Genomic DNA, 22,836 nt, shown 5'->3' on the forward strand with positions numbered 1-22,836 from the left:
AATTTAGAACATTAAACTTGTTAAAAGTTTAATGTTCTTTTAATCTTTCTTTGGTTCAGTCGCCAATACAACTTTTATTTTCAAGCGGTTGGCAATATCCATCACCGAAATAACATTTTGGATAGGGACAGTATTGTCCACATACATCATGATGGTCAATTCCTCTCCTGTTTTCATTTGCGATTGGATCGCTGCTTCTAATGCTTCATACGGCACAACAGCCTTTTCGACATGATAAGCTAAATCCGATGTAATGGAAACCGTCAATGTTTTTTTCGATACCGACTGTTCTCCTGCACTAGATTTTGGAAGCAGTAGCTTCACGACCTGTGGATTGGAAACAGCAGATGCCAACAAAAAGAATAACATCAAGAAGAACATGATGTCGTTCAATGCTGAAGTATGTACTTCTGCTGCTGGTTTATTTTTTCTACTTCTTAGATTCATTATACGAAATTTTAATTGATTAATTAGCTATACGACCGGACGATTATACGCCGGCTCATCTAATAAATCAATAAATTCAACTGCATCAGTCTCCATGCGTAAAATTAAACGCTCCACCATCATGTTTAAGATATGGTAACCAATATACGCTACAATACCAACTGTAAGACCTGATGCTGAAGTCACCATCTTCACGTAAAGACCACCAGATACGGAACCGATATCGATACCACCTGCCATCTCTACTTCATGGAAAATCGTAATTACCCCAAAAATAGTTCCTACGAAACCAAGCATAGGTGCAATACCTGCGATAATCCCTAGAATATTGATATTCTTTTCCAATTTCGCAACTTCGAGTTTTCCTACATTTTCAATAGCCCCTTCAATATCTTTGATTGGACGTCCCACACGTAGCAATCCTTTTTGCAACATGCGTCCTAGAGCAGAATGGCTTGAACGGCAAACGGCCAAAGCGGCATCCAATTTTCCTGAAAGCACACTTGCTTTTACTTGAGACATTAAGGAAACATCATATTTCGCAGCTTTACGAATAGTCAGAAAACGCTCAAAAAAGATGATTAAACCAATAAAAAACAAAAGTATGATGGGTACCATGATCCATCCTCCTTTCATCATCATTTGGATTAAACTCAAATTCTCTTCTTTTACTACAGGAACCGCTTGTTGTGCTGCTTGATTAATGGTGTCCAAAAGATTGCTGTCGCTTTGAATCAATGACATAATAATTTATAATTTTAAAATTGTTTATATTAGACTATTTTGATATTTTCTCAACCCATGCTCCAGGGAAGGTTTTCACGACAGTTGCCTGATCACGATCTGCTTCTTCTTTCGACATATAGGTATTCCAAATCACCCGTTTTTTATTCTTTTTAAATTTGCTATCTATCGCACGTACTGTCGTATAGCCTTTTTTACGCAACCTGGCCACTTCTTCTGCCGCCAATTCCATTGACTTCGGAGTCGCGATGACCAATTGATAATTGGGATGTGCTACAGGCACTGACTCCTTCACTAACAACTGGGCTTCTGGTTCTTGTTTCACAACCACTGCTTGCGCAGTACTATCCACTTGTAAGCTATCCACTGTTAAAACAGAATCTTGCTTCATTAATTGTGTACTGTCTACTTTCGGTAGGGTATCAACCGGTGCTGCAACAATAGGTGCAACAACTTTTTGCTTTCCAAACAATTGGTCCTTCAATGTTGGATTGAGCATGAAAGCGACTATAACCGAAACCACAATGATAATAGCAGCAGAAATATAATACCAGACTGCATTTGATTTGGTATTTCCGTGCTCATAGCTATCAAAAGACTCTTGTCCTACGGGGGCCTCTTCCGCAATTACTGGAGTTTCAGCCTCAATACCAGTCACCTCATTTGCTACTGTTGGTACTTCTACCACTATCGGCACGATTTCCTCTTCTGCTACCGTATCTGCTAGTGGTTTTTCTTCTGCTATTACTTCCGTAACAGTTTGCTCTTTTTCAACAGGAACAGCCGCAATAATTTCCTCCAATTCACGATCAGGAATAACAGTTTCAATCTCCGCGACAGCAACGTGTCTTATGGGTTCAAAATTGAATCCTGATAGATCCAACGGTTTGAAAACTAAGCTAGAGCCGTAACTTACGATATGACCTAAATCTTCTAGTTTAGCTTGTCCGTTTTGAATCAGCTGATCCTTTAAATCGGCTACCGCATCTTGCAAAACTTGCGTTGCGGCATCTTGATTTAAATTTTGTTGCTGTTGTATATAATGAATAAAGTTAAATCCATTCTCACCTGCTGCATCAAATTCTACATAAGAAATTGGCGGTAAAAACAAGTCTCGCTGCTTATCGAACTGTGCAGCTGAATGTTTTCTTTTGAACACCCCCAAGCCCTTAACGTAAACTTCTGCGTAACGCTTTAATAGATTATTGATGTTTTTCCCTAAATTCATTCTTGTTCCTTATTTGCTTACGCAAAGTTATCATCTTCTTGTATTAAAAAGAAAAGTTTATACCGCCAATTACATTAAATCCTAAACGAGGATAGTATAAGTAACGTTCGTATTCTGTTCCAAAGATATTATTTGCCTTTACAAAAATCCCCAATTGTTTTTTAATGCGGTATTCAGCCCCAGCATTGAAATCTGCAAAAGAAGGAATCGTTACTTTAGAACGAGTAGGTGAACGATCTGTCTGGCTATTATAAGTATATGCCAATGCAGAAGTTTCTCCTTGTGTCGATAACTCGGCATCTACAAAGAATTTATCCGAAATATTAAATCTAGCATTAGCTAAGAAGCGAAATTTTGGTAATGACCATGCTTCTTCCGTATCTTTTACTTTATAATCATCGATATTCAGTTTACCTCCTAAGTTAACCAATTGCGACAGGCGGATATTGATTTCACCTTCTAGGCCAAAATGAGTAGCCTTACTTGAATAGCCATCATACATCACGTCGAATTTGTAGGGTACAAATCCACCATTTGAAGCGACCTCATCACTATTGACAAATAGTGCAAGTCCTTCTAACTGTTTATAAAAGGCTTTTACCTTATACCCAAAGTTAGCTCCTGCATTTCCTTTTAGACCTGCATATACATGCAATTTCTCTAAGGTATTACGCACATCGATATTGCTATTTAAATACGGGTTTTCCTTAGCAAAAGTGCGTAAAGACCCTTGTTTAACGCCACCATTTGCTCCTGCAAATAAGTATACATACTGTGGCACTACAGCAAAATCTGCTTCTACAGTTGGGAACACATTAAAACGGCTTGTATCACCAAACTCCGAAACCAAATTGGCTCCTAAAGTCACGTTATAATGATCACCTTTGAATCTGATGTATGGGTTGACGGATGCAACATGATTTTTAGTCGGGTTTACATCATCAACAGAATTGAAGCTAGCACTTAGATTAGCACCCACATTGAAGGTATTAACCTTCTTGTTGACATGCCCCGACAACGCAAATGAATTCTCTTTTGCATTGTACTTATCTTTAAATAAGTAGGCATCTGCCTTCGCCGAATAGCTGACAGCTCCTTCTTGGTTAACATCTGTATTACTGGTCAATTCACCATTAAAATAGATATCATTAAAAGCTTGCGCTTCTGGAGATGGGTTTAATAAATTTGCGTTACCATCAAACACTTGACCATAGAAATTGGTCGAATAACGGTTGTACCCTAAGGTACCGTTCACGGTAACAGGGTCATAAACACGACGGCCAAAAATACCGATATCTTGTGTTGCAAATTTTTGACCTTCTAAGCTCCCTTTTTGGTTCAGGTGTTTTGCAAATAAACCGAAACGTGTATTCTCATACCGATCTACTGCTAAATAGGCTTCGCCGAGAATGGTATTGTAATTCCCTACACCAAATTTAACATAATTACTCGTCTGATCGGCTAATTGAGAAAACGGTAACTCTTTTACATTTAACTCTCTTAATCCCGTATTGATATCGAGTTTCTTATCTGTTATATTCGTATAGGTCAATTTAGGCTGATATTCTCTTTTATTGGTCATATCAGGACTACGACGGATTTTTACCGCATCTGCAAGAATAGGTTTATAATCACGTACGACATCAAAAGAATCGATGGTCACTGGTGTAGCAGGATCAACTTTCTTTGGTGTTTCTTGTGCAAAGGAGTGCATTCCAGCTCCCAATAACAAGGTTGCTAATGTATATTTCTTCACTGTTGTATTGTGCAACTTCTTCATTATTTCCTATTTCTTTTTGTTCAATTTTTCTAAACGAGATTTTGCTTCTGGCAAAATATCGTCATTACCGTCATAATTCTCTATCACACTTTCTAGCGTAGATTTCGCTTGGAAGTTATCGCCTTTACCAATATAGGCATCGGCCATCAAGATAAAGCTTTTCGCTACCCAGTAATCATATGATGAAAACGAATCAGAAACATCAAAAGCAGATTTGATTGCAGTTTCATAATCTTTGTTTTCATACTGCATCAATGCCACGTTATAACGCGCTTCTGCACCGATAACCGTACGACTTTTTAGTGCCGCTAAATTAAACTCTTTTAAGGCTTCGGCACGCTTGTTTTGTTTCAAATAAGCTTTACCTGCGTACAATGAAGCATTTGCGATTTCCTCTTCTGAAGATTTCTCATAATTCCTAACCGCATTTGTGTAATTCAAAGCTTCTTTATAATCGCCTATCTCAAAATAGCTAACCATGAGGTTATTGATTGCATAACTGTAATTGGACTTATATTCGGAAGTCAATTCTAATTTTTTCAACAATTGAGTTGCCTCATTGTATTTCTTTTGTTTCAAATACAAACGCGATACGCTCACTAAAGTACGTTCGGTATAAGCACTTGTCCAATCGTTTAAGATGATATTGTAATCGTGTAAAGCTTCATCGGTATGACCTAAAGCAGCATTACTTTCGGCACGGATAAATCGGGCATATTTCTCCTGAATAGGTTTTGGAAATTTATCGAAATACGCATTCACCGCTTCAACTGCTCCTTGATAGTTTGACCTTGAAAACAACGTTGTCGCAGTAGAGAATGTACGGCTATCCTGTTCAGATGTGGTCAGGTTACCGATATTCGTTCCTGTTGCGTACTTGATATATCCGGTTGCATCGCTATTATCCAAATAAATATTCTCAATGGAACGCATCGCTTGTTTCGCCTCGTCTGTCGTTGCATATTGATCAACAACACGTTGGAAAGTTTTTAATGCCGCTTCGTTGTTATCTTGATTATATTGAACCAAACCGATCGTCACCAAAGCACGCGGCACATAACTACTACGTGGATATTTCTCCACCATGGTTTGCAGTCCAGCAATCGCTTGATCATGCTGTCCCATCAAGAAATACGTGTAAGGAATCTCGAATGAAACGTCATCAGCATAGTTTGAAGTCGGGTACTTAGCAATTACAGAATTTAACGTTGCTATTTTAGCATCGTTATTTCCTTGCAACCCTTGAATGATCCCGCGTTGGAACAATGCATAATCTTGACTTGCAGCTTTAGCATTGATCAACTTATCATATTGTACCATGGCTTTACCATAGTTCTTAGCTGAGAAATAAGAGTCTCCCAATCTTGCAACAGCGTCGTTACGGGTATTTAATTCGATACCTTTGGTGCCTCCTGTTGCTAAAAAGCGTTCAAAATAGTTTGCCGCCGTATTATAATTTGCATTTCTAAATGCAGCATATGCTAAGGCATAATTGGCATAGTTGTACACATCGGTCTTACTTGCAGCAGGTAAACGTAAGAATTTATTGAAATTAGTGACCGCTTCACCATATTTACGGACTTCATACATGGCTTCAGCTTTCCAATATGTAGTCAATGCATATATTTCTTCGTCATAGCGATTCGCTTCCGAACGCATGAATAAGGAAATGGCGTTTTCAAAAGCGCGCTCGTTATAATATTCGAGACCTCTATAGTAAGTTACTTTTTGATAGGCAACGTTCGCTTCTTTTCCTCTTTTTTGTATCGTTTCTAGGATATCTACGGCTTCACGATAATTTTTTGTACTCAACAATACTTCAGCCAACAATGTTTTAGCTTCTTCTTGACGCTTTGATCTTGGATAAGTTTTCAAATATTCTTGCGTCGATGCTAATGCTACTTGGTGAAATTCCAACTCATAAGAAAGTTTCGCATAATTGAACAATCCTTCTTCTTGTAAGTCTTTATCAAAGTCTAATTTTGATGCCTTGAAAAATGCATTACGAGCAGCTTGCTTATTTCCTTTTTTCAAGAATGCATCTCCTAACGTAATCATTGCACTTTGATAATAGGCATCTGGATCGGTCATTTTCTCCAATTCTGTAATAGCCTTATCGTAATCTTTCAATTTATAGGCGATATAACCGATTTGGTAACTATCCTGATTGTTTTGAGTCTTTCCTTGATCTTGAGCTTGGAACTTATCGTAATAGTTTTTGGATGATTTTAAATCTCCTTTGATAAAGTATGTAGCCGCAACAATACGAAACATATCTGTTTCATTCTCTTGTTTGGTACTTTGCAAAATAGGGAGTGCATAATCCAAAACATCATCATAACGTTTATCCAAGAAATACAATGCTGTGATGTAATACGGATAACTCGTTTCAAATGTTTTCGAACCATTCAAACGTTCAAATTCATTTAATGCTGTTTTATATTCTGCATCTAGATAGCACAGGTAAGCGTGGTAATAGATAGAAGCTTCTTGATATTCTGACCTTTGATCTTTAAGCGCTTCAAATAATGGTTTAGCAGCTGTATAATCTTTGGTCGTAAAATAAGAGTAACCCAATTTGAAGCGGTACTCGATACTTTCTTTACCTGCAAGATTTTTGCTATCAATCTTGGTAAACCATTCAATTGCTTTCACATAGTCTTTCTTAGCATAGTACGATTTTCCAATTTGAAAATATGCTGCCTTCGCATTCGCACTCGCTGGATAGTCTTTGATGTATTTCAAAAATTGCGCTTCGGCATCTGTTTCCCCTAACTCTAAAGCACATACTGCCTGAAAATAACGGACATTCTCTTTTAGTAGCGTTAGTTCTTCTGTTTCATCCAATTGTAAACTAGACTTGGTACGTAAGGCTTCCACGCGATTAAATTGTTCGGAAGCAGAGGTGAATTTACCTCTTTCCAACAACTCCATTCCGGATTTATAAGCTTTGTTGATTTGTTGCCATTCTGTTTGCTGTGCTAAAGCTGGTGTCGCCATCAAACTTAGCGCAAACCCTACCTGGTAAATCTTTTTATACATAATATGTGAAATATTTTATACGTTTTATTGTTTTAATTGCGGCTACCTTGCTGAAAAATAGCGAAGTCAATTCCACAGTAATCTTCAAAGTACTAAATTAAGCCTAAAATAAGAAGTTTTGCTCAAAAGTTATTCACAATTGTTAACATTATCAATTCTATAACGTATTTAATACAAAAAAAATATGCCTGATTTAAAAATAAAAAACCAGGCATATTGTTCGGTGGTGACTTATGAAATACTAACCACGTTGTCCCGCCAATAGATATAGTACAGCCATGCGGACTGCAACCCCATTTTCAACTTGATCCAATATAATGGAATGTGAACTATCCGCTACATCGGATGTAATTTCGACCCCTCTGTTGATTGGACCGGGATGCATAATGGTAATTTCTTTATCCAGTGAATCCAATAAGCCTTTATTTAAGCCATAAAGCATAGCATACTCCCGAATGGATGGGAAGTAAGCAATATCTTGTCTTTCCAATTGTATGCGCAACATGTTTGCCACATCGCACCAATTCAAAGCTTTCATCAGGTCATGTTCTACCTTAACCCCTAACGAGGTGATGTACTTCGGAATTAATGTGGTTGGTCCACAAACCATGACTTCTGCACCTTGTTTTTGAAGACATAGGATGTTAGAAAGTGCCACGCGTGAATGTGTAATATCGCCGATAATAGCGACTTTACGACCTGCTACATCACCGAAACGCTCGCGTATAGAGAATGAATCCAATAAAGCTTGAGTTGGGTGTTCATGTGCTCCATCACCAGCATTTACGATCTGTGCATCCACGTGTTTACTTAAAAACGTACCTGCTCCTGCATAAGGGTGGCGCATCACGATCATATCGACCTTCATCGCTAATATATTATTAACCGTATCGATTAGGGTCTCCCCTTTGCTTACCGAAGATGATGATGCTGAAAAGTTGACGATATCTGCTGAGAGCCTTTTTTCTGCTAACTCAAATGATAAACGAGTACGTGTTGAATTTTCAAAAAAGACATTTGCGATCGTAATATCACGCAGTGAAGGAACTTTTTTGATTGGCCTATTTAAAATTTCTTTAAAGTTGCTTGCTGTATTTAAAATCAATTGAATATCAGATTCGTTCAAATCTTTGATTCCTAACAAATGACGTGTACTTAATTGTTCAGCTGTTGATGACATTTTATAATGTATTCAGATTTTCTTATTCTATTTTTTATCTGTTACCAAGATGATACTATCTTGATTATCCGACTCCTGCCAGTTCACAATTACTTTCTGTGAATCAATAGAATCTACTTGTATTCCGATATAATCGGGTTGGATGGGAATCTGTCTTGAAAAACGGCGATCTACCAAAACCAATAGTTCCATACGCTCAGCCCGGCCGAATGTTTGGATTGCATCCATTGCGGAACGAATGGTTCGACCAGTCCAAAGGACGTCATCCATTAAAATTACCTTTTTACCTTCTACAATAAAATTGATGTTTGTGCTGTTAGCTAAAATGGGACCATCGTTACCTTTTCGACGAAAATCGTCACGATAAAATGTGATATCCAAATCACCACTTAAAATTGATATACCCAACATTTTCTCTAGTTCTTTGACAATGCATTTGGCTAAGAAAGTTCCACGAGGTTGTATACCAATTATAACTGTGTTTGAAAAATCTCCATGATTCTCAATCAATTGACGACAAAGTCTTTGAATGGTAATCTGAAATTTTGGTCCATCTAATAAAATCGACTGCTTCATTATATTAGTTGTAACTACTTGATTGTGAGTTGTTTTAATTTTTAACGTGTACCAAAATGTGTACCTAAGGGCTACCCCTCCTTACTTTTCGCTTTAGCTGTAGCTTTAGCGTACTGATTAAGTTTTTTCAAATTTCGCATTTTTCTATCATTATCCCTACCATTATCTTTATCTTTTTTCAAATTATTAATAAATAACTCTTCATATACTTCTTTAGCAATACTATTGGAATTGGTGATATTGTATTTTGCTAAAGTATTTTCAACTATTTTAAAAATTGATAAAGATTTGGATTCTTCAAAATGATATTCTAGGTGCTGATAATCTATGTATATTTCTCGTATACTTTCTTTAAAATTACTAATAAGAATAGATAGATATAAATCATCTTCATTTCTATAAATCATATCTTTAGACATTATTTCTTTCAATTTAGAATCTAAATATTCAAAAATTTCTAAATAATCTTGATTGATTAGGTTATAGGCTAAAACCTGCATTTCCGACTCAGGAAGATATTTAGAAATTAAAAAAAGATGACTAGCTGGCGCTAAAAGATTATGTACAACTTGTTTCATGCACTAAATTATTATTATAAAAAAGATTAAATATTTTAAAAAGCTCAAAAATCCATTCTTATTAAAAAATCTTTTAAGCTAATTTCTAGACCTTTAGAAATTTCATATAGGTAAAAAATTGATGGATTAATATTACCAGCTTCAAGTCTTTGGATAGACTGCTGGTCTTTATTTATTCGGTGTGCAAGTTTTCGCTGAGACAAGCCCTTTTCAACCCTAATTTCTTTAATCAATACACCTACTTTCTTAAGAACTGATTCTTTATCCATAATCAGATAAATGACGAAGTTATAAAGGACAAAACACACAACGGATTAGTTGTATTTTGAGAAATATTTATTTACTTTTGCTCACAGTTAATCAATTTTAAATGAAAAATATTATTAAAATCATATTGGTAGGCGGTCTACTCGTCTTTACAATAAATTTCTTTTTCAACAAATCCACAGAAGAATTAGCAAAAGAAGTATGTGATTGTTATAAAACTGTCCGAAAAATTCAAAATTTCGATGAAAAACTAAAAAAAGGTGCGGAATGTAAAAATCTTTACATGGACAATCTAGATAAAGTCAATGAGATAGCTAGCGATATGGATTACGAACAAACCAAACAAGAGATGGCGAAATTCACATTAATATTGGAAAAATGTCAATAAGAATATTAATATTTTAAATTATTAAATTTATATAAAATTATGAAATCATTAATCTTAGCCCTTGTCTTATCATTTACCTCAATTACTTTTATAGGATGCACGGGTGCATCTGACAATAGCGAAAATACTTCTGCAACATCAAATGTGTGTAAACGTTGTGAAGGTAGCGGAGTAATTGCAACTTACAGTACACTAGGCTGTAAAGACCCAATAAACCATTACCAAGGAGATTGTAAAGCTGAGGAACATACCTCCAGTTGCACTGCCTCAGGCTCAAAAACTTGTCCTTGCTGTCATGGCTCAGGAAAACTCTAATAAAAAAAAGCCCCTACATAAGGGGCTCTATATAAAAAAAAATTATTACAAAAATAACTGAACAACAGTTATTTAAAATTAATGATAGTATACTGCTTTAAAGCTATACAGCTTTTGCTAAGTACTTATCATTTAGACGTTTTTGATTAAAAATAAATTTGCTATCGATTACTACAACCAAATTATATTTTATTTTAAACGCTTCGAGTTTATCCATATTTACTGTATTTTTATTCATATTTATTATATTAATATTTAATATATTATCATTTTCAAACTTATTAAATAGACCTATCCAATTGGAATACTGCAACTTATCTATTTCTTTTTGTTTCCTACTGTATGTGTTCCATTGTTTTGTTATATAAATTAAAGAACCTAGAAATGTTTTAATAGGCTCACAATAAGGCGTATCACTCAATAACCAAAATTCCTTTATTCTATGGGTAAAAACATCAATATTATATAAATTAATTAATGCGTGCACATGCCAATTCCCTTTTTTATCCTCTTCATAAGTCCATATTGCTCTATCAATTATTTTTTGGCTATAGAGATGTTTAAAATATTTCTCGGTATATCTAACTAAACTCTTAAGTGACCTAGACTTTAAATGTTGCATTGGTAATTTAAAATCATCACTTAAACCCTTATTTATTTCTTTTATTTGTCTATTTACTGAATTGATGTTATCGTTCAAATTTGAGGTTAAAATATCTTCCTTTAGAACACAAAAATGTGAGAATAAAAAATGTCCAAAGAAATTTACGTATTCATCCCTGTAATTCAATTCATCTTGCTTACGAAGCGCATATTCATTTTCCAACCTTTGCGTTATACGTGCAATTTGACGACTAATCTTTTTTACAGTATTATAATAATGGGCATCATACTGCTTCCGTACATTATTCTTATGTTCATCGGGCATCTTATTTCTTCCCATTATCTATTTTATTTAATTGTCTCTTTAATTTAGTTATAGTTTGATAATAATATTTATTGTACAAGCTTTCCGTTATTTTCAATTGCTCAAAGGTTTTGACCCTTGGTCTACCTCTTGATTTTAATCTTAATTCATTCATTTTAAATATATTAAAAAATAAATCGTGGACACTTTTTTTACACAACTAATTGTTGGGTATCCATTAAGCTCCAACGATTTATTTAGGTATTAAACCTTGACAATAAATAGTTCATAAAGCTATTTTTTGGTAGTTTATTTTTTAATAAAAAATCAAATAAAAAGTAACCGACTGATTATCAATTAGAATTATTTTTAAATAAATCATAAGACTTAAAATAAAAGCACGAAAAAAAAATCAAAAAAATTTTTAATGCCTAATTTAAACATGTAGCCGCTCATATAGTAATAACAAGTCGCTTTACAGTATCAAATAAGCGGATACTATCAAATAAATGACAATAATCGTCTGTTCAAGCACTATGTATTAGCTAAATTATTTGAGGTTATTTCGAAATAAAATGAGGTTATTACGAGGTTTTTAATAATACTTTTTCACATTAATGATTATATAACTGATGAATTTTATTATATAACATGGTGGGTCAATAAAGTACACCCAGTTAAGACAAATAAGGCTGTGTAGTGATATAATTAACCAATTTCATTACCAATATAAATAAATTAAAAAAAGCCCATATAAGGGCTTAAATTGATTAGGAATTTACATCGGCGTACCATATTGACGTACTATTTAAATACAGGTAGTGGAGGGAATTCTATTTTTTTTGCCTTGTAGTCTTTCGCATACGTACCTAGCTGTTTAACATCCCTATGCCCTGTGATACTTATGATTTGATTTGCACTAAAGCCATTGTCCATCAAAAATTTAATACCTGAATGCTTTGCACTATAAAGTGTCGTATTAGCATGTATTAACGTAGGTATATTAGCTTTTAATTTAGTTTTTTTTAGGTTGGAAAATAGTGCACTGAATGTGTTTGCCCTGCTTTGTACAGAACCAAATAATTGTATTTTACCATCAACTCTTCCAAATAGAAAATCTGTTGGAAGTACATTATTTGAATCTAAATAATCTATTAATATTTGTCTAAGATGCGGTGCTATTGTAATTGTTACCTCTTCATTATTTTTTATTATTGATGCAGGCAGATAGATTAAATTCCTCTCTAAATCAATAAATTCTCTTTTAATTTGCACTAAAGTTTCAACCCGATTTAAAGTGAAAAAGATAAATTGATACATTACACCTAAATAATAATTTGATGCCTTTAATTCATTTACTAATGCTTCTAAATCTTCGACATTAGTTGCTTTATGTATCTGTGTTTTTCCTACATCTATATTTTTAAAAGTCTTCATAGGGTTGATAATATCCAAATCTTTGAAGTTAATAAGGTGATTATAAAAGCCTACAAAAAACCTATTATAATCATCTCTGTATTTTTTTGAAAATGGTTTTTTATTTTCAGTAGTAGAGAATAAATATGTATAAAAATCTGAAATATGAAACTTATCCACTTTTGTTAGTTCAATTCCTTCCAAATTATTTAATTCTAGCCAGTTTTCAAACCCATTAACCTTACTTGTGTATTGCAAGATTGACTTTGCATTAACTGTATTCTCATTCTCTTTAAATTGGATAAAATCCCTCATTAATTCAATGATTGACTTATCCTTCTCACCCACAAAAAAACAACCTTTATTAATATCAAAAATATCTGTTGTCAAATCTTGCTGGATTAACTCAATTCTTCTTTTTGCTAAAGCTTCCCTTTCTTTTATATTTTTCAACACCACACCCGTAGCATTAACTTTCTTTTTACCTTGTAAATCTAATTGAAAAAACTTACTATCATTTAGCCCTTCGGAATCATAATATCGTTTTATTTTACCTTTTGTATTGGTGTACTTAAAAGAAACTTTCCATATCCCCGTAGTTTTTTCTTTATTAATAAAGACTTTACCTATTTTATTTTCAATATTTTCAACTCTCATTACCAATCATTTAACAACTAATTTTCATTCAATTTCATGTGTACCAAAAAGTGTACCTAACCTCTATTTAATGTATGTTTTTAGCACTTCTACAATGGCATAAACACCGTTTAAAGTGTTTTAAAGGTAGGTAAAATAGTTGAATGAAGTCGACTGTTTCATTAAGGGAATGTTTAAGCAAACGTACTACTTTTTTTGAAAAAATGCGAATAAAAGATGAACTTATTATCGTTCAGTGAAGATCAACTCTTAAATTAAAAAAACAATAAATAAAGGCTTGCTGCAGTAAGTCGTCATTCTGCATTCCTTATTGGCAATAAGAAATAGGGCATTTCCTACATGAACATGAGGCAAGATTAGCGTTGTAATTGCTTCTTCTGCCTATTAGATGATTACCCCTTTGGCACTACTCGCTTATGAATCAACGCATACACAGGAAGACCTAATACAATTAAAATAAATCCTGGCCAGGTATAATGTGGTTTATACATAATCAATAAAATACAAAAAGTTGCGCCAATGATCAAATAGATCAACGGTACAAAGGGGTAACCCGGTATTTTATAAGGGCGTTCCAATTGCGGTTGCTTAATCCGTAGCCAGATGACTGCAAATACGGTAATCATATAGAAAAGAACGATTACAAATGATATCATGTCGAGTAAGTCACCGTACTGACCGCTCAAACACAGTAAAGAAGCCCAGACTCCTTGTAGCCATAAGGAATGTTCCGGTACTTCATGTTTATTATTCGGGATAGCCTGCTTCAAAAACAAACCATCTTTAGCCATCCGCTGAAATACACGCGCACCTGAAAGTACGATTCCATTCACGCAGCCAAAGGTTGATATCATAACCAATACTGCCATAATGATGGTTCCGGTTTCTCCCAGTATTTTATGTGCTGTTGCTACGGCTACACGATCATTTACAGCAAATGCTATTTCGTCCCTACTTAGCGCAGCAAGATACACGTAGTTACAAAGCAGATACAATACCATAACCAAGGATGTTCCGATCACCATAGCGCGCACGACATTTCGTTTTGGGTTTTCGATTTCTCCAGCTACGAATGTCACGTTCTCCCAAGCAACACTACTAAAAACAGAACCCACCATCGCTGCTGCAATGCCCCCTAAGAGAAGTCCATCATTGATGTTGGTCCATCCCAATCCTTTGAGGTTTTGAAAGGAATCTAGGTCATAACTCAGGTTTTCTGAAAAATGGTTTTCTTTGATCATCAACACTCCCCCTACTATCAAAAGTACCAGTGCTATTATTTTTGATGAGGTAAAAAAAGATTGAATGATCTTGCCGCTCCGAACTCCCTTGGTATTGATGAATGTCAGGAGTAGAATAACGACCATAGCCAGTATTTGTATCCAAGTAATCTTAAATGTGCCATTTTCATATAATGGAGCAGCATCATTTAAGTCTGGAATCAAATATGCGGTGAACTTTCCAAATGCAACCGCAACTGCTGCTATAGTTCCCGTTTGGATCACAGTAAAAAGACTCCAGCCATATAGGAAGCCTGTCATTTTTCCAAAAACTTCGGTTAAGTAAGTATATTGACCTCCTGCCTTTGGGAATAATGCGGATAATTCACCGTAACAAATAGCGGCAGATACTGTCATGATTGCGGTAATAACCCATACAATTATCATCCACCATCCTGAGCCCAACTGTCGCATCATATCCGATGAAACAATAAAAATTCCACTTCCAATCATAGACCCCATTACAATCATAATGGCATCCCAAAGTTTGAGTTGTCGATTCATATATTTTAGGCTGGTTACCTTTGACAAACTTACAAATATTATTGAATAACAGCGGGTTGACTAAAATAAAATCTGCTATTTCTCGGATCAGATAGCTTGTTCTATTGCAAGCAGTATGTGGGCAAACTGTTGGTTACAATGATGATCCAAAAGTGTAGATCTTCCATTCATTATATATTAAAGCACCCTAACCCGTAGGTCAGGGTGCTTTAATATAAAAAGACTGCTTATTCAGCTATTTTTTTATTTGTGCTAATGGAAATTCTATTCCACGCATTAATGGTGACTATTGCCATAATTATTTGAGCGATATAATTTTCATCAAATAATTTACTGGCTTTTTCATAGGTTAAATCCGAGAGTCCATTTTGATGAATAAAAGTGACCTCCTCCGTCATTGCCAAAATCACTTCCTCTTCTTCTGTAAATAATTCGGACTCCTTCCATGCATTTAGCAAAAATATACGTTGGGCTGTTTCCCCATTCTTCAGGGCTTCTGTAGTATGCATATTGATACAGAATGCACAGCCATTCAATTGAGATGCACGAATTTTAATGAGTTCTAGGTGAGTTTTTGACAGTTGTGAATTTTGAATGAAGCTTTCCAACGAAAACATTGCTTTGTAGGCATTGGGTGTTATTTCTTGAATATTTACTCTATTTTTCATGGATGTATGATTATTGTTTGTATTTATCTCTCTTCAAAGCTATTCTAGCCGTTACTTAATGGATTGTCGCGTGCTTACATCTGTATGTAGTTAAAAGCACATACAGATAGTGTTAACTAAACCGATGTAGGGTAAACAAAAAAACACAACAACTGTTTACATAAATAGTCTCATGCATACTGGATAATAAAAATCCCCTTTCAGTTTTAAATCTGAAAGGCGATTTTTATTATCCAAAAAATTTGGTGGGATCAAACCCATGTTCTATTAAAACATCATCTGGTACTCCTGTCCAGACTCCGGGGGTATTTCCCTTAAATCCTATGGCTTTCACACCGATTTCGCTGGTGTAAAATCCCGAAGAAGTCAGGTTACGCATCAACGAGAAGAAGGCGACTCCTTGTCGCATCTCGGGTCTCGCTAATTCAGGGTATGCAATATCATCCACAAGAGCCAATTGCTCTTGTTGCTTACAATTCACGAAAGCTTGGCCATATCTTTTTTGACATTGTACGTCCAACCATTTTAATCCTCCACGCATCGGTATTTTATTATCGGGTAGATCTTTGACGATAAACTCGATAAAATCTGGTACACCTGCATCCGAAGCACTTCCAGAAGATGCATCTTTAGGGATAATGATATCCGCTAATAATGTGATGGTTGCAAACTCATGTTCATTAAAAAACTTTTCTTCTTGCAAAGCTTTTGTACGTTCATATTCAAAATCCTGTACCCCTGGAAGCTTATCTGCTGTATCTACAGCACTCGTTTTTGTATTATCATTTTTACAGGAGGTGGCCAAAAGTCCAGTTCCTGCAGCAATCAGACCTAATGCTTTTAGTGATTCTCTTCTATTCATGAGTCCTAGCTATTTAAGTTTTTCTTTTCTTGTAATATATATTCTGCAGTTCGCATGGATAGGGCTAAAATTGTCCATGTTAAATTTTTATCCCCTTGTTGAACAAACGGTCCTGCATCTACTACATAAAGATTTTTACAGTCATGCGCCTGTCCCCATTTATTCAAAGCAGAAGTTTTCGGATCATTCCCCATTCGGGTAGTCCCACCTTCATGGATGATTTTTCCAGGTGCTTCTAAACCGTAAAGTGTATCTGCACCAGGAATGGTTGAAGTAACCACCGCACCCATTTCGTACATGACTGATTGAAAAGTTTCCTGCATATGTTTTGCTTGAGCGATTTCCTCATTTGCCCATTTATAATGGAAACGCAATACTGGAATCCCAAACTTATCGACTTGATTAGGGTCGATTTCACAATAATTATCAATTCTAGCTAATGCAGTTCCTCTTCCTGCCATACCCACATTGGCACCGTAGAAGCTATTATAATCTTGCTTTAACGATTCTCCATATCCACCTAACGCTTTTTGTTTACCATCGGTTCCTTTAGCATTATTATTCACACTAGGCACCCAATTTAAAAACCCGTAAGAAGGCATATGGAGACCTCCACCGTATTCGATATGGTAGCCGCGAGGGAAATTCAGTTTCTTATTATCTTCCCACCATGGTGAATAGATATGTACGCTTCCTACCCCATCTTCATTATAACGTTTACGATCTAACAATTGCGGTAAAAAACCAGAAAGACTAGCACCTGTAGAGTCGTGCAGGTATTTTCCGACAACTCCACTGCTGTTTCCCACACCACCTGGATGCGCCTTAGATTTAGAGTTCAGCATAATACGTGCACTTTCACATGCACTAGCTCCTAAAATTACCGTTTTACCTTTTACGGAGTATTCTTGCATATCTTTCGTATCCACATAAGATACGCCAATGGCAATCCCTTCATCATTTGTCAGTACTTCACGTACCATGGCATTATCAATAACCTTTAGGTTACCCGTATTTATCGCTGGGATGACCAAACAAGAAGAGGACGAAAAATCGCCATACACTTTACACGCACGTCCACATTGACCACAGTAAAAACAAGTGCCTCTACCTTTTATTTCTTTAGAAACTTCCGTCAATACTGCTCCACGACCTGGAATAACAGGTACACCTGCTTTTTTGGCTCCTTTTGCGATATACAACTCATTCAATCTTGGTTTTGGTGGTTTCATAAAGATACCGTCAGGTTCATTATGGATACCTTCTACGGTTCCGTATATCCCAATCATACGATCGACACGGTCGTAAAATGGTTTGACTTCATCATAAGTAATTGGCCATTCTTCGGTAACGCCATCTTTGGGTTTAAAATCATCGGGTCCCATCCTTAACGATATCCGGCCCCAGTGATTGGTTCGCCCCCCTAACATCCGTGCCCGGAACCACTCAAAGTCGGTACCTGCTACTTTTGTATAAGGTTCACCTTCTAACTGCCAGCCACCAAATGCAGCGTCAAAATCGCCGAACGGACGGGTAGTCGAAGCACCACGGCGGGGAGATTCCCAAGGCCAGCGTAATTGTAGCGAATCTTTTGCGGGGTCGAAGAAAGGTCCAGCCTCCAACATCAGCACCTTTAGGCCTGCATGTGCTAGGATATATCCTGCCATTCCTCCACCAGCTCCTGATCCAACGACAATAGCATCGTAAACTTCTGAACTCTCCTTTATTTGATAATTTACCATAATTAACTTTTAATATTCTCAAAGCGATACATCCTATCAATAGCTACAGCAGGACCATCCTAAGCTTCAAAATTGTTTGGTTATAATTCCTTGTTGAATGAAAGGACAAATTATCTAAAATACTTGAAATTTCAAAACAATTTTATCGATTTAGCTCTTTGTAAACAAGCCTTTACAATTAAGGAGGCTTTTAGGGTATAGTGACGCCAATACTCTAAAAGCCTCCTTAAAAAAAGAGTATAAAAAAGAGGCTTACAAAATTTTGCAAGCCTCTTTCTCGTTTTTTTAAAGCTATTCTACATGATACTGCTCCTTGTAAGTTTTCTCAAGCTGTTCCACTTCCTGCAATAATTTAGTCTCTTTAGTTTGAGACAAGATGCTCTTGTAGATAGCTAAAACTCGAAATGCGGTTTTGATATTACCGTATTCAAATTCAGGTTTCGTTCTTGCAATATCTTGGTAATAGGCTATATTCTGTTTCAAGAATACCAGATTACGGTTGACAATATCATTTGCCTTCTGGTTCTCACCGACACTGTACAAGACATTAATGATCGGCATGTAACTTAATGTTTCATTCATGATGAAAACGCGCTTCGGCAATTTCTCATAGGTCAATACCGCTATTTCTTTAGCTTCTTTCTCTTTCCCTTCTTCTAGCAATTGCGTAGCTGTACTGCCCATTACTCTATTCGTAATAAGGCTCAACATACGGTAAGATTCTGGATCTAAATAAGGCGAAGTAGCCATATTACCCCATGCGTATTTTTTAGTAATATCTGTAAAAGCCGCATCAGTATTGACAAGAACTCCTTCGTTTTCCTGCTCCACATGTATCGGCATCAAGCGATAAGCAAAACCCTCTTGCACTAAATACTTATCCAATCCCAAATAATTTTCAGTAGGTACAGTAGCTGCAAAATAAATAGGTCTTTTCCAATTATTATTCGCTAAAACTGATAAGATCGATAATTCGGCACGTGTTACATAGTTTTTATTATACGTCCAAGTCAAGGTATCTACGATTGCATTTTCCCATTCTTTTGGTACCACTTTATTTTGAATAACCGCATTTCGATCGATAGGTAAAGCTAAATTTTTCGTTGGTAAGAAGTTTTCAAACTCACCAGACGTTAATTGCGCTTTATTTTTAGGGTCGTCAGAAAGCATGATTTGTAAGACTAGATCCAGATCAACATATCCCGGAACTTGTAGATCCTGATAATACATCACATCGCGTATCCCTTTCTTAAATTTCTCTTTATCAATATCAATTGGCAATGCATCTGCATCATTTACCTTATGTTGCATTTGTGCCATATACCAATCGGCACTTAATAAACTTAAGTTTACCACACGGATATCTGGTCGTACACCTTCTACTTCCTGCACATACCATAGTGGGTACGTATCGTTATCACCATAAGTGAACAAGATGGCGTTTGGAGCACAAGATTCTAAATAATCCCTAGCCAAATCTCTTGCTGTCAACTTATGCGAACGATCATGATCATCCCAGTTTTCTTTTGCCAGCAACACAGGCGCGGCCAGTAAACAGACTACTGTTGTTAACCCAGCAGCAGTTTTCGGATTCATTTTCTTCCCTAGGAATTCGGCTATTGCAAATACCCCTAGGCCAATCCATATCGCAAATGCATAGAACGAACCCGCATATGCGTAATCACGCTCACGAGGTTGCAACGGACTTTGATTTAAATAAAGCACAATTGCTAGACCAGTGAAAAAGAATAACAATCCAACTACCCCTGCATCTTTTTGTCTTTTTCCAAAATGCCAGAATGCACCAATCAATCCAATGATTAAGGGTAAAAAGAAATATTTATTATTGGAAGGATCTGTATTCAAAGAATCAGGAAGAGCATTCTGCCCACCTACTAGCATTTGATCTATTGGTTTAATCCCTGATATCCAATTCCCTTCTGTAAAGGTCCCATGACCTTGTTGATCATTTTGACGACCAGCAAAATTCCATAAGAAGTAGCGGCCATACATATGTCCAATTTGATAATTCAAAAAGAACTTCAAGTTATCTCCAAAAGTCGGTGATTGTCCCTCTCCGAGATTCAAGTAATCTTGATAATAGCCAGGGTGACCATCACGGTTACTATATACGCGTGGGAACAATACCTCTTTATCATAGGTATACGTAGAACCTGTCTGTATTTTTGTATACTTATCTTTATCTTTTCGATACGAATAAGTTGGTTCCATTCCTGTAATCTTGGAATCAAAATTAGGTCCTTTAAACAGCGGCTCGCTCGCATACTGCTCGCGTCCTAAATAACTTAAGAACGTAAATGCATTTTCAGGATCGCTATTATTTAGGGTTGGGTTGGCTTTTGCACGAATCATGATCATCGCAAAAGAACTGTATCCAAAAATAATAAAAGAAGCACTAAGCAATACAATATTTAGAATAGGTTTTACTTTTTGGACAGAATACCAGATTCCGTAAGCCAATAAGGCAACTAACAAAATCACAAAGAATGTGAATCCGGTGCCAAATCCTAATCCTAATGTATTGACGAAGAATAAATCGAAGTAAGCTGCAAATTTCACAGAATACTGAATGATACCCCATAAAATAACGGCCAATACCACAACACCTAATAGGAATGCTTGTATCGCTCCTTTGTTTGTGATTATTTTTGCTCTTTTAAAGTAGATCACTATTGCGATAGCTGGGATGACCAATAAGTTCAAAAGGTGAACACCAATCGACAGTCCCATCACATAGGCGATGAAAATCAACCAGCGGTCAGCTCCGGGCTCATCTGCATGGTTTTCCCATTTTAAGATTCCCCAGAATACAACAGCTGTACATAGTGACGACATGGCATATACTTCAGACTCCACAGCGGAGAACCAAAAGGTATCTGAGAACGCATAAGCCAATGCACCTACTAATCCAGAACCAAATATTTTTATCAGATCTGCAGTTGCGTATTGACCATCTGCAGATTTTGTGACCACTTTTCGCGCTAGCGCTGTGATGGTCCAAAATAAAAACAGAATGGTGATACCGCTACATACTCCAGATCCCACATTCATCCAAAAAGCGATACGTGTGACCTCTCCTCCTGCGAGGTTGGAGAATAGATTTTGGATCATCAAAAATAAAGGAGCACCTGGCTGGTGAACAACTTGCATTTTGTATGCGGAGGCGATAAACTCGCCGCAATCCCACCAACTCGTTGACCTTTCGGCCGTTAACATATAAGTGACTGTAGCAATGATAGCACAAGTCCACCCTAAAACATTGTTAATTTTAGTATAGTTCATAAATTATACTGTATAAAGATTATAATACGTTCCGAAAATAAGGATATTTAATAAGAAACGACTAAATTATATTTTTTTCTCCTATAAAAACTCCGATTTGCTTCTGTCTCTTGAGCCGATTTTCACATTTTTAAGTATGCTTAAAAATGTTTTTAAAAATTATTAGCCTGAGAATCAATTAAAAGGCATTTATCATGCATTTTTTATTTGCAGAATTGAAAAAGCAACGTATATTTGCATCATCAAAAGTGACCAACACGCTTCCATAGTGTTACACAATTGATCGTGTTTGCCCGATAGTATAAAGGTAGTACGACAGTTTTTGGTACTGTTTGTCTAGGTTCGATCCCTGGTCGGGCAACATTTTAAAAAGGCTTACTTCGGTAAGCCTTTTTTCGTTTTACGCTATTTCACTCCATATATACATTTGAAGTCTGATCATTCGCAGCACCATTCAACTACGCTTCTTCAAATCCGTTTTTATCCATCGCTCAGGTTTCAACCGTATTTCTAAAGCAGCACCTAACAGAACTCCATGAATCATCTGCCTAGGACTAGCAGGATATAAAAGCCAAGCTACATAATATAGATAGCAGATAAATACTATACGCAGCATCTTTTTGTCAGGAAATACTTTCCTTATTTATGCTATCGCCACCTACTTTATGAACACCAACTGGTACCTAAAAAAATCGCTTTATCTTTTTCTCCTCATAATGAGGGCGATTTAAAAATATTTAAAATATTTTAACATTCAAATTTTGAAATTAAAAACATTTGCCTACCTTTGCAGCATCGCAACGATAAGGAATGATATATCACTCCAAGTTATTAAGATAGATTGCTCGATAGTATAAGGGTAGTACGACAGTTTTTGGTACTGTTTGTCTTGGTTCGAATCCAGGTCGAGCAACTTTAAAAAGAAAGAAATGGATTGTTATAAAAAGCAATC

Annotated in this window: 17 protein-coding genes and 1 tRNA gene; 2 read left to right on the forward strand and 16 right to left on the reverse strand. The window is 36.0% G+C overall.

Features of this window, described 5'->3' with window-relative positions:
* Positions 1–39 precede the first annotated feature (39 nt).
* The 9 genes from KO02_RS18720 to KO02_RS18760 all read right to left on the reverse strand — a co-directional run bounded on the left by KO02_RS18720 (position 40) and on the right by KO02_RS18760 (position 9,844).
* Positions 40–447 (reverse strand): ExbD/TolR family protein, encoded by a 408-nt coding sequence (locus KO02_RS18720; protein ID WP_038700768.1) that lies wholly within the window; start codon positions 445–447, stop codon positions 40–42.
* Positions 448–474: 27 nt separating this feature from the next.
* Positions 475–1,191 (reverse strand): MotA/TolQ/ExbB proton channel family protein, encoded by a 717-nt coding sequence (locus KO02_RS18725; RefSeq protein ID WP_038700770.1) that lies wholly within the window; start codon positions 1,189–1,191, stop codon positions 475–477.
* Between the two features lie 34 nt (positions 1,192–1,225).
* Positions 1,226–2,419 (reverse strand): SPOR domain-containing protein, encoded by a 1,194-nt coding sequence (locus KO02_RS18730; protein ID WP_038700772.1) that lies wholly within the window; start codon positions 2,417–2,419, stop codon positions 1,226–1,228.
* Positions 2,420–2,462: 43 nt separating this feature from the next.
* Positions 2,463–4,199, reverse strand: coding sequence for a TonB-dependent receptor (locus KO02_RS18735; RefSeq protein ID WP_038700774.1), 1,737 nt, complete (start codon positions 4,197–4,199; stop codon positions 2,463–2,465).
* Positions 4,200–4,205: 6 nt separating this feature from the next.
* On the reverse strand, positions 4,206–7,241 hold the full coding sequence (locus tag KO02_RS18740; RefSeq protein WP_038700776.1) for a tetratricopeptide repeat protein: 3,036 nt from the start codon (positions 7,239–7,241) through the stop codon (positions 4,206–4,208).
* 241 nt (positions 7,242–7,482) lie between these two features.
* Entirely contained in the window at positions 7,483–8,421 is a 939-nt protein-coding gene (locus KO02_RS18745) for an aspartate carbamoyltransferase catalytic subunit (RefSeq protein WP_038700777.1), read from the reverse strand.
* Positions 8,422–8,448: 27 nt separating this feature from the next.
* A complete protein-coding gene (pyrR, locus tag KO02_RS18750) occupies positions 8,449–8,997 on the reverse strand; it encodes a bifunctional pyr operon transcriptional regulator/uracil phosphoribosyltransferase PyrR (RefSeq protein WP_038700779.1) in 549 nt (182 codons plus the stop codon).
* Positions 8,998–9,068: 71 nt separating this feature from the next.
* Positions 9,069–9,575, reverse strand: coding sequence for a hypothetical protein (locus tag KO02_RS18755; protein ID WP_038700781.1), 507 nt, complete (start codon positions 9,573–9,575; stop codon positions 9,069–9,071).
* A gap of 44 nt (positions 9,576–9,619) precedes the next feature.
* Positions 9,620–9,844 carry a helix-turn-helix domain-containing protein gene (locus tag KO02_RS18760; protein ID WP_038700783.1) on the reverse strand — a complete coding sequence of 75 codons (225 nt, stop codon included), beginning with the start codon at positions 9,842–9,844 and terminating at the stop codon, positions 9,620–9,622.
* 101 nt (positions 9,845–9,945) lie between these two features.
* Here KO02_RS18760 and KO02_RS18765 point away from each other — a divergent pair, with 101 nt between their 5' ends.
* Positions 9,946–10,230 (forward strand): hypothetical protein, encoded by a 285-nt coding sequence (locus KO02_RS18765; RefSeq protein ID WP_038700785.1) that lies wholly within the window; start codon positions 9,946–9,948, stop codon positions 10,228–10,230.
* Positions 10,231–10,648: 418 nt separating this feature from the next.
* On the opposite strand, the gene KO02_RS18770 is transcribed toward KO02_RS18765, so the two are convergent.
* The 7 genes from KO02_RS18770 to KO02_RS18800 form a co-directional block, all read right to left on the reverse strand.
* Positions 10,649–11,488: a hypothetical protein gene (locus KO02_RS18770; RefSeq protein WP_038700787.1), complete on the reverse strand. Its 840-nt coding sequence runs from the start codon at positions 11,486–11,488 to the stop codon at positions 10,649–10,651.
* Between the two features lie 768 nt (positions 11,489–12,256).
* Positions 12,257–13,525 (reverse strand): tyrosine-type recombinase/integrase, encoded by a 1,269-nt coding sequence (locus KO02_RS18775; RefSeq protein ID WP_038700790.1) that lies wholly within the window; start codon positions 13,523–13,525, stop codon positions 12,257–12,259.
* 392 nt (positions 13,526–13,917) lie between these two features.
* Entirely contained in the window at positions 13,918–15,309 is a 1,392-nt protein-coding gene (locus KO02_RS18780) for an APC family permease (protein ID WP_038700792.1), read from the reverse strand.
* Between the two features lie 227 nt (positions 15,310–15,536).
* A complete protein-coding gene (locus KO02_RS18785) occupies positions 15,537–15,977 on the reverse strand; it encodes a carboxymuconolactone decarboxylase family protein (RefSeq protein WP_038700794.1) in 441 nt (146 codons plus the stop codon).
* 229 nt (positions 15,978–16,206) lie between these two features.
* A complete protein-coding gene (locus KO02_RS18790) occupies positions 16,207–16,839 on the reverse strand; it encodes a gluconate 2-dehydrogenase subunit 3 family protein (RefSeq protein ID WP_038700796.1) in 633 nt (210 codons plus the stop codon).
* 5 nt (positions 16,840–16,844) lie between these two features.
* Positions 16,845–18,581 (reverse strand): GMC oxidoreductase, encoded by a 1,737-nt coding sequence (locus KO02_RS18795; protein ID WP_038700798.1) that lies wholly within the window; start codon positions 18,579–18,581, stop codon positions 16,845–16,847.
* A 291-nt stretch (positions 18,582–18,872) separates the two neighbouring features.
* A complete protein-coding gene (locus KO02_RS18800; protein WP_038700800.1) occupies positions 18,873–21,884 on the reverse strand; it encodes a DUF2723 domain-containing protein in 3,012 nt (1,003 codons plus the stop codon).
* Between the two features lie 290 nt (positions 21,885–22,174).
* On the opposite strand from KO02_RS18800, the gene KO02_RS18805 reads away from it, so the two are divergent.
* Positions 22,175–22,245 (forward strand) — tRNA-Gln (locus KO02_RS18805).
* The last annotated feature ends 591 nt before the right edge of the window (positions 22,246–22,836 follow it).

The organism is Sphingobacterium sp. ML3W (assembly GCF_000747525.1).
Classification (GTDB): Bacteria; Bacteroidota; Bacteroidia; order Sphingobacteriales; family Sphingobacteriaceae; genus Sphingobacterium.

What these genes read in the sequence shown, in the direction of transcription:
- pyrR (WP_038700779.1), bottom strand. Translation starts at nt 8,997, where the DNA reads ATGAAGCAGTCGATTTTATTAGATGGACCAAAATTTCAGATTACCATT.
- KO02_RS18755 (WP_038700781.1), bottom strand. Translation starts at nt 9,575, where the DNA reads ATGAAACAAGTTGTACATAATCTTTTAGCGCCAGCTAGTCATCTTTTT.
- KO02_RS18780 (WP_038700792.1), bottom strand. Translation starts at nt 15,309, where the DNA reads ATGAATCGACAACTCAAACTTTGGGATGCCATTATGATTGTAATGGGG.
- KO02_RS18765 (WP_038700785.1), top strand. Translation starts at nt 9,946, where the DNA reads ATGAAAAATATTATTAAAATCATATTGGTAGGCGGTCTACTCGTCTTT.
- KO02_RS18800 (WP_038700800.1), bottom strand. Translation starts at nt 21,884, where the DNA reads ATGAACTATACTAAAATTAACAATGTTTTAGGGTGGACTTGTGCTATC.
- KO02_RS18720 (WP_038700768.1), bottom strand. Translation starts at nt 447, where the DNA reads ATGAATCTAAGAAGTAGAAAAAATAAACCAGCAGCAGAAGTACATACT.
- KO02_RS18790 (WP_038700796.1), bottom strand. Translation starts at nt 16,839, where the DNA reads ATGAATAGAAGAGAATCACTAAAAGCATTAGGTCTGATTGCTGCAGGA.
- KO02_RS18745 (WP_038700777.1), bottom strand. Translation starts at nt 8,421, where the DNA reads ATGTCATCAACAGCTGAACAATTAAGTACACGTCATTTGTTAGGAATC.
- KO02_RS18760 (WP_038700783.1), bottom strand. Translation starts at nt 9,844, where the DNA reads ATGGATAAAGAATCAGTTCTTAAGAAAGTAGGTGTATTGATTAAAGAA.
- KO02_RS18785 (WP_038700794.1), bottom strand. Translation starts at nt 15,977, where the DNA reads ATGAAAAATAGAGTAAATATTCAAGAAATAACACCCAATGCCTACAAA.
- KO02_RS18795 (WP_038700798.1), bottom strand. Translation starts at nt 18,581, where the DNA reads ATGGTAAATTATCAAATAAAGGAGAGTTCAGAAGTTTACGATGCTATT.
- KO02_RS18725 (WP_038700770.1), bottom strand. Translation starts at nt 1,191, where the DNA reads ATGTCATTGATTCAAAGCGACAGCAATCTTTTGGACACCATTAATCAA.
- KO02_RS18740 (WP_038700776.1), bottom strand. Translation starts at nt 7,241, where the DNA reads ATGTATAAAAAGATTTACCAGGTAGGGTTTGCGCTAAGTTTGATGGCG.
- KO02_RS18775 (WP_038700790.1), bottom strand. Translation starts at nt 13,525, where the DNA reads ATGAGAGTTGAAAATATTGAAAATAAAATAGGTAAAGTCTTTATTAAT.
- KO02_RS18730 (WP_038700772.1), bottom strand. Translation starts at nt 2,419, where the DNA reads ATGAATTTAGGGAAAAACATCAATAATCTATTAAAGCGTTACGCAGAA.
- KO02_RS18770 (WP_038700787.1), bottom strand. Translation starts at nt 11,488, where the DNA reads ATGGGAAGAAATAAGATGCCCGATGAACATAAGAATAATGTACGGAAG.
- KO02_RS18735 (WP_038700774.1), bottom strand. Translation starts at nt 4,199, where the DNA reads ATGAAGAAGTTGCACAATACAACAGTGAAGAAATATACATTAGCAACC.